Source organism: Ideonella azotifigens (genome assembly GCF_006519715.1).
GTDB classification, from domain to species: Bacteria; Pseudomonadota; Gammaproteobacteria; order Burkholderiales; family Burkholderiaceae_C; genus Ideonella; species Ideonella azotifigens.
In genome coordinates, this window is sequence record NZ_VIDT01000323.1 from 1 (window position 1) to 6,163 (window position 6,163).

Consider the following 6,163-nt stretch of genomic DNA (forward strand, 5'->3'; position numbering starts at 1 on the left):
GCCTGGTGCCCAGCTGGTGTCGGCCTGCAGCCCCGTCGCCGAGGAACGCACCTGGGCCCGCGAAACGCTGGGCGTGCAGACCCTGCACAGCGATTTCCAGGCCTTTGTGCAAGACCCGCAACTGGACGCGGTGGTGCTGGTCACCCCCACCACCCTGCATGCCGAGCAGACCATGGCGGCGCTGGCCGCGGGCAAGCACGTCTTCGTCGAAAAGCCCCTGTCGCTGGACGTGGAGACCTGCGAGCGGGTGGAGGCGGTGGCGGCCCGCCATCCTGGCCTGGTGGCCATGGTGGGCTTTGTGCGGCGCTTTGACCCCAGCTACCGCCAGGCCCGGGCCGACATCGAGGCCGGCCATGTGGGCCGGCCGTTCCTGGTGCGCTCGCAGACCTGCGACATGCACGACCCGGCCGGCTTCTTCGTGCGCTTTGCCCCCACCTCGGGTGGCCTGTTCATGGACTGCAGCGTGCATGACATCGACCTGGCCCGCTGGATGCTGGGCAGCCCGCGCGCCCTGCGGGTGTTCGCCAGCGGCACCATCGCGCTGCACCCGGACCTGGCCGAGCACGGCGACGTGGACAACGGCATGGCCATCATCGAGTTCGAGGGCGGCGCCCGGGCCGTGCTCTACGCCAGCCGCACCATGCCGCATGGCCACGAGACCACCACCGAGGTGATCGGCACCCAGGGCGTGCTCAGCGTGGGTGTGGGAGCCCACCGCGACCGCGTGCAGACGCGGGACGCAAGCGGCGTGCACCACCGCCCGGTGGCCGATTTCTTCGAGCGCTTCCACGAGGCCTTCCGCCACGAACTGGACGCCTTCGTCCAGGCCTGCCGGGGTGGCCCGCCCACCGGCCTGAGCCTGGCCGATGCCACCGCGGCCACCCGCATCGGCCAGGCCATGCGGCGCTCGCTGCACAGTGGCCAGCCCGAAACCGTGTGAAGGCGTTTGCGCGGCGTGCCAAGGGCGCCGCGGCGCCGTGCAGTCAGCCGGCCCGGGTGCCCACCAGCACCGGCTGATAGAACACATCGTCCAGGCGCCGCACGTCGCGCAGGCCCGCCGCCCGCATTAGCTGCAGCAGCGTGTCGGTGCTCACCGCGTGGTAGACCGAGCGCATCACGTGGGTCTGCACCGCCTGGCTGGCAGTGTCTTCCTCGACGAAGAAAAATGTGATGTGGCACAGGTCGGCCTGCGGGGTCCCGTCGGCCGCTGCAGGACGGGCCTCGAAGTCCCAGACCTGGCTCAGCAGGAAGCGCTTGCCGGCTTCTTCGCGCACGCCGTAGGGCTTGACGATGCCGCGCCCGCGCGGCTCGGCGGCGTAGTCGCGCACGCTGATCACGCAGCCGCCACCGGGGGCGAGGCAGTCGTGCATCTGCTGCAGCGCCTGCAGCAGGTCCGCATCCGTGAGCAGGTGCGGCAGCGAGTTGTCGGCAGACAGCACCAGGTCGAAACCGCCCCCGTGGTGGCGGTGCACCTCCCGCATGTCCGCCACCGAGAAGGCGATGTGCAGGCCGCGTCGGGCCGCCTCGTCTCGCGCCCGAGCCACCGAGGCAGGCGACAGGTCAGAAGCCGTCACGGCGTGGTCTTGCTGCGCCAGCCCCAGCGCCTGCGTGCCGATGCCGCAGGCGACATCCAGCACCCGCCGCTGCGGCGTGGCCCGCGGCCACTCGCGCTGCATCAGCACCGAGAGTTGCTCACCCTGGCGCCACACGCTGGCCGGCCAGTCCGGGTAGACCAGGTGGTAGAGCGGTGCCAGCGCGTCGTAGAAGGCCGGGGCTTCCGTCGGTCCGCCAGCCGTCACCCCTGATCCCGCAGCCGCCTGGCCAGCAAGGCATATTCCTTGGGCCGGTCCTTCTTCATCGTTTCCAGCAGCACGCCAATGCGGTCCATGTCCGCCTTGAGCTTGCGCAGCTTCAAGGCTTCGACCTGCTGCTGCGTGTCTTCCAGCCCCTTCAGGGCGTCTTCGACCGTGTCGGCGTCGACCTGACCTCGGCCGAGTTGACCCAGCACGACCTCGGTCAGCCAACCCAGCTGCTTGCCATAAGAAGCCACATCAAACGCCTGGCGCTCGATGTCCTTGTCGCCGGACTGAGGCGAGATGCCATTGAAAAACGCCGTCAAGTTGGGCTCGATCTGCTGCGCAACCGAGCCGCTCCAGGGAAAGTGGTACTGCGGAGACCAGAACACCATCCAGGGCAGATACATGGCGAGCTCCCGCTTGTTGCCGAATGAGAAACACCTTCACTATCCATGCGCACGGCCAGCGGCGCAACGCCAACTTGGGGGACGCCTCGACCCGCGGCCGAAGATGGCGCCCCGCCCGAAGTCAGGAGCCCGCGCTGTGGCGAGCCACCAGACCGGGCCAGCTGCGGCTGAATTCGGCCGTGAGCTTGGAGAATGCGTCGCGCTCGGTGAGCTGGCGTTGTTCATCCGCGCTGTCCTGGCTGCCCCAGGAGGAGGCCAAGGTCTGGGCCTGTGCGGTTGCCTCGTAGGCGCCGTAGACGTAACCGGTGCGGGTGTCCACCAGCAGCGCGGAAGCCACGGTGCTGACCGAGATCTTGTGCGTGGGCGCCAGGCCCAGCGAGACGACGGTCAGCGGCTTGGCCTGGTCGTTGTCGAAGAAGCGGGTGTCGAAGGTGTAGAGCCAGACCACGTCGGCCTGCAGTCGCGAGGCGGCAAGCCGCAGGTCGCGTTCGCTGCTGATGCGCTCCGGCAGCAGCATGCGATTGACGGACGCCAGGCCGGCCACCTGCGGCAGCTTGCCCAGGCGCTCCAACTCGGCTTGTTCAGCGTCGTCGCGCGTGGTGACGACGGTGTACCGGCCGCCGCCATCCACGGCACCGCCTCGGCGGCCCAGCGCGAAGTTGTTGTAGGCCGGACCTTGCACATGCATGGCCACGATGCTGGCCGGGAACTTCAGCGTGGGCTTGGCGGCAAAGCCTGCTTGCAGGTCTGCCGGCGTTTCTTCCTGCAGGTCGGCCTTGGGACCGGGCGTGAGGTAGGTCGATGAGCAGCCCGAAAGCCACAGCACCGCCACGCAGGCGAACGCGCCAGCGGCCAGCCGGCGAACGGAGAAAAGCGAACGTTCCAGGGTCATGGCAGCAATGCGTTGAACGAGCGCTCACCGCGAGACTGACGGCGAGCAGACAGGCCGCGACGGCCCGGCAGAAGAATGGCAAACGAGTATGCCGTAACCTCCGGCGGCCCAGGCACGCGGCCTGCCCGGACAACGTTCCACCACCGAGCCAGGAACCCCCATGCAACTCGAAGGCAGCTGCCACTGCGGCAGCGTCAAGTTCTCGGTCCAGTCGGCGCAGCCGGTGCCGTTCATGCGCTGCTATTGCTCGATCTGCCGAAAGACCGCCGGCGGCGGCGGCTTTGCGATCAACCTCGGTGCGGACTTCCGCACGCTGAAGGTCACGGGCAGGCGCTATCTGCGGGTGTACCAGGCCCACATCGAGCGAGACGGCAAGCTTGAGCAGAGCACCGGCCAACGCCACTTCTGCACGCGCTGCGGCAGCGCGCTGTGGCTTTACGACCCGACCTGGCCGGACCTGGTGCACCCGCATGCCAGCGCCATCGACACGCCGCTGCCCCTGCCACCCTCGCATGTGCACCTGATGCTGGGGTCCAAGGCGCCGTGGGTGGCGGTGGAAGGCTTGCCCGGCGACCCACGTTACGACGAATACCCGCCGATGTCGCTGGCCGAGTGGCATGCCCAGCACGGGCTGACCTCGCCCTGATGGCCGACCTTTTGGACGATCCACATCCCTGCCTTCGGCGGTGGACAGGCTCGCCCTGTAGAGGCACAGTCGCCTGACTTCCACCTTCCTGACCAGACAAAGGACTTGCCATGGCCACCCGTGGATTCTTCGGGATGCGGCCCAGCGCCGAAACCGCCAAGCGCCTGCCGCCTGGCCAGCACCTGACGCCGGACTTCCCGGTGCTCTCCTTTGGCCCTACGCCGCGTGTGGACCTGGCGACCTGGCGCTTCACGCTGAAGGCTGGCGCCAAGCCGCTGGCCAGCTGGAGCTGGGACGAATTCCAGGCACTGCCGCAGACAGAGTGGCAGGGCGACATCCACTGCGTGACGACCTGGTCCAAGTTCAACACCGCCTGGCGGGGCGTGTCGCTGGACGACCTGTTCGCCGCGGCCGGCATCACGCCGCCCACACCCTTCCTGCTCGCCCAGTCCTTCGACGACTACACCACCAACGTGCCGCTGGCCGACGTGATCGGCGGCAAGGCGATGATTGCCACGCACTTTGGCGGCGAGCCGCTGGCGCCCGAGCATGGCGGCCCGGCGCGCCTGCTGGTGCCGCACCTGTACTTCTGGAAGAGCGCCAAGTGGGTCAACGGCCTGAAGTTCACCGAGCGTGACGAGGCCGGTTTCTGGGAGCTGCGCGGTTATCACATGTACGGCGACCCATGGCGCGAGCAACGCTTCTCGGACGATCCGTGAGCGCGGTGCCCACGCCTGCAGCCTCGCCCTGGCGGGAGGCGACGGTCGACGAAGTGCTGCGCCATGGGCCACGTGCGCTCAGCCTGTTCCTGAACAGCCCGCTGCCGCCGCACCAGGCGGGCCAGCATGTGGACCTGCGGCTGGTCGCGGAAGACGGCTACGAGGCGCGGCGCAGCTACTCCATTGCTTCGGCGCCCGGCGCGCCGCGCATGGAGTTGCTGATCGAGCGGCTGGACAACGGCGAGGTCTCGCCCTATTTCCACGAGGTGACGGTTGCCGGCGACGTGCTGGAACTGCGCGGGCCGATTGGCGGCCACTTCGTCTGGCGCGTCACCCAGCCCGGCCCGCTGCTGCTGGTGGCCGGTGGTTCCGGCATTGCGCCGCTGATGGCCATGCTGCGCCACCGCGCGGCCACGCAGGCGCCCGTCGACACCCTGCTGATCTACAGCGCCAGGACCTGGGATGAACTGGTCTACCGCGACGAGCTGGCCGCGATGGCGGCGCAGGATGCCCGCTTTCACTTCACAGCGGTCACCACCCGCGAGCCGGCGCGGCGCGCCGGCGACTTTTCGCAGCGGCTGGACCGCGCCGCACTGGCCACTGCGCTGCAGCAGTGGGGCCAGCAGCCGCAGGACGGGTACCTATGCGGCGCGACAGGCTTTGTCGAGACGGTGGCCGCAGCGCTGGTGGACCTGGGCATGCCGGCGGCGAGCATCCGCACCGAGCGCTACGGCGGGCTGAGCTGAGCGGGCTGCGAGAATCGCCGCATGTCAGACGCACCCGCCGCACCGCCCGATCAGCCCCCGAGCAAGCCGCCCGGCCAGCCGAAAAACCCGCTGCACGGCCTGACGCTGGAGGCCATGCTGCAGGCCCTGGTCGCCTACTTCGGCTGGGAAGGCCTGGCAGAGCAGGTGCCGGTGCGCTGCTTCGCGCTGGACCCGAGCATCGGCTCCAGCCTGAAGTTCCTGCGCAAGACGCCGTGGGCCCGCGAGAAGGTCGAAAGCCTGTACCTGTTCATGCTGCGCGAGCAGCGGCGCGAAGCGCGCTGAGGCCCCGACTCAGGCGACGGCCTGCGTGCCGGACAGGTACTGATGGATGGCCGCGACCACCGCGGCGCCTTCGCCAATGGCCCCGCCCACGCGCTTGACCGAGCCGGCGCGCACATCCCCCACCGCGAACACGCCGGGAATGCTGGACTCCAGCGCGGCGGGCACGTGGCCGGGAATCTTGCAGGTGGTGCCCTGGCCGGTGAGCACAAAGCCATGCCGGTCCAGCTTCACGTCGCAGCCTGCCAACCAGCGCGTTTCGGGTTCGGCGCCGACGAACAGGAAGACGTTGCGCACCGGATGGGTTTCGACCTCGCCGCCATTGCGCCGGCGCCAGCTGGTGGCCTCCAGGCCGGTGCAGTGTTCGCCGTGCAGCTCGGTGATCTCCGTCCGGACGAGCAGCTCGATGTTGGGCGTGGCTTCGATGCGGTCGATCAGGTAGCGCGACATGGTCGCCGCCAGACCAGGGCCTCGCACCAGCATGCGCACGCGCGCGGCGTGCTGCGACAGGAACACGGCGGCCTGGCCGGCGGAATTGCCGCCGCCCACCAGCGCCACCTCGGTCTTCGCGCAGATGCGTGCCTCCAGCGCCGAAGCCCAGTAGGAAATGCCGCGGCCCTCGAACTCTTCCAGGCGCGGCACCGCAGGCCGCTTGTA

9 protein-coding genes are annotated in these 6,163 nt (G+C 69.2%); 5 read left to right on the forward strand and 4 right to left on the reverse strand.

Translation table 11 applies throughout. The features are described from left to right. Window positions 1-940: Gfo/Idh/MocA family protein (locus tag FKP22_RS18195; protein WP_141289036.1), on the forward strand; the 940-nt coding region annotated here is incomplete at its 5' end. 43 nt (window positions 941-983) lie between these two features. Here FKP22_RS18195 and FKP22_RS18200 read toward each other — a convergent pair. The 3 genes from FKP22_RS18200 to FKP22_RS18210 form a co-directional block, all read right to left on the reverse strand. Next, window positions 984-1,799 (reverse strand): class I SAM-dependent methyltransferase, encoded by an 816-nt coding sequence (locus FKP22_RS18200; protein WP_231011884.1) that lies wholly within the window; start codon window positions 1,797-1,799, stop codon window positions 984-986. Next, a complete protein-coding gene (locus FKP22_RS33485) occupies window positions 1,796-2,203 on the reverse strand; it encodes a hypothetical protein (protein WP_141289037.1) in 408 nt (135 codons plus the stop codon). Before FKP22_RS33485 ends, FKP22_RS18200 begins: the two co-directional genes overlap by 4 nt. Before the next feature lie 121 nt (window positions 2,204-2,324). After that, window positions 2,325-3,095, reverse strand: a complete 771-nt coding sequence (locus tag FKP22_RS18210; RefSeq protein ID WP_141289038.1) for a hypothetical protein — start codon at window positions 3,093-3,095, stop codon at window positions 2,325-2,327. Between the two features lie 160 nt (window positions 3,096-3,255). Here FKP22_RS18210 and FKP22_RS18215 point away from each other — a divergent pair, with 160 nt between their 5' ends. The 4 genes from FKP22_RS18215 to FKP22_RS18230 all read left to right on the forward strand — a co-directional run bounded on the left by FKP22_RS18215 (window position 3,256) and on the right by FKP22_RS18230 (window position 5,509). Continuing rightward, window positions 3,256-3,741: a GFA family protein gene (locus FKP22_RS18215; protein ID WP_141289039.1), complete on the forward strand. Its 486-nt coding sequence runs from the start codon at window positions 3,256-3,258 to the stop codon at window positions 3,739-3,741. 110 nt (window positions 3,742-3,851) lie between these two features. Further along, a complete protein-coding gene (locus tag FKP22_RS18220) occupies window positions 3,852-4,460 on the forward strand; it encodes a sulfite oxidase-like oxidoreductase (protein ID WP_141289040.1) in 609 nt (202 codons plus the stop codon). Then, window positions 4,457-5,206: a ferredoxin reductase gene (locus FKP22_RS18225; RefSeq protein WP_211361455.1), complete on the forward strand. Its 750-nt coding sequence runs from the start codon at window positions 4,457-4,459 to the stop codon at window positions 5,204-5,206. The genes FKP22_RS18220 and FKP22_RS18225 overlap by 4 nt, the downstream gene beginning before the upstream one ends. A 21-nt stretch (window positions 5,207-5,227) precedes the next feature. Then, window positions 5,228-5,509 (forward strand): VF530 family protein, encoded by a 282-nt coding sequence (locus tag FKP22_RS18230; protein ID WP_141289042.1) that lies wholly within the window; start codon window positions 5,228-5,230, stop codon window positions 5,507-5,509. Window positions 5,510-5,518: 9 nt separating this feature from the next. Here the strand turns inward: FKP22_RS18230 and FKP22_RS18235 are convergent. Then, a partial coding sequence (locus FKP22_RS18235) for an NAD(P)/FAD-dependent oxidoreductase (protein ID WP_141289043.1) occupies window positions 5,519-6,163 on the reverse strand: 645 nt, incomplete at its 5' end.

Excerpts from the sequence above, each read along its gene's own strand:
- FKP22_RS33485 (WP_141289037.1), bottom strand. The coding sequence starts at position 2,203 with ATGTATCTGCCCTGGATGGTGTTCTGGTCTCCGCAGTACCACTTTCCC.
- FKP22_RS18210 (WP_141289038.1), bottom strand. The coding sequence starts at position 3,095 with ATGACCCTGGAACGTTCGCTTTTCTCCGTTCGCCGGCTGGCCGCTGGC.
- FKP22_RS18215 (WP_141289039.1), top strand. The coding sequence starts at position 3,256 with ATGCAACTCGAAGGCAGCTGCCACTGCGGCAGCGTCAAGTTCTCGGTC.
- FKP22_RS18220 (WP_141289040.1), top strand. The coding sequence starts at position 3,852 with ATGGCCACCCGTGGATTCTTCGGGATGCGGCCCAGCGCCGAAACCGCC.
- FKP22_RS18230 (WP_141289042.1), top strand. The coding sequence starts at position 5,228 with ATGTCAGACGCACCCGCCGCACCGCCCGATCAGCCCCCGAGCAAGCCG.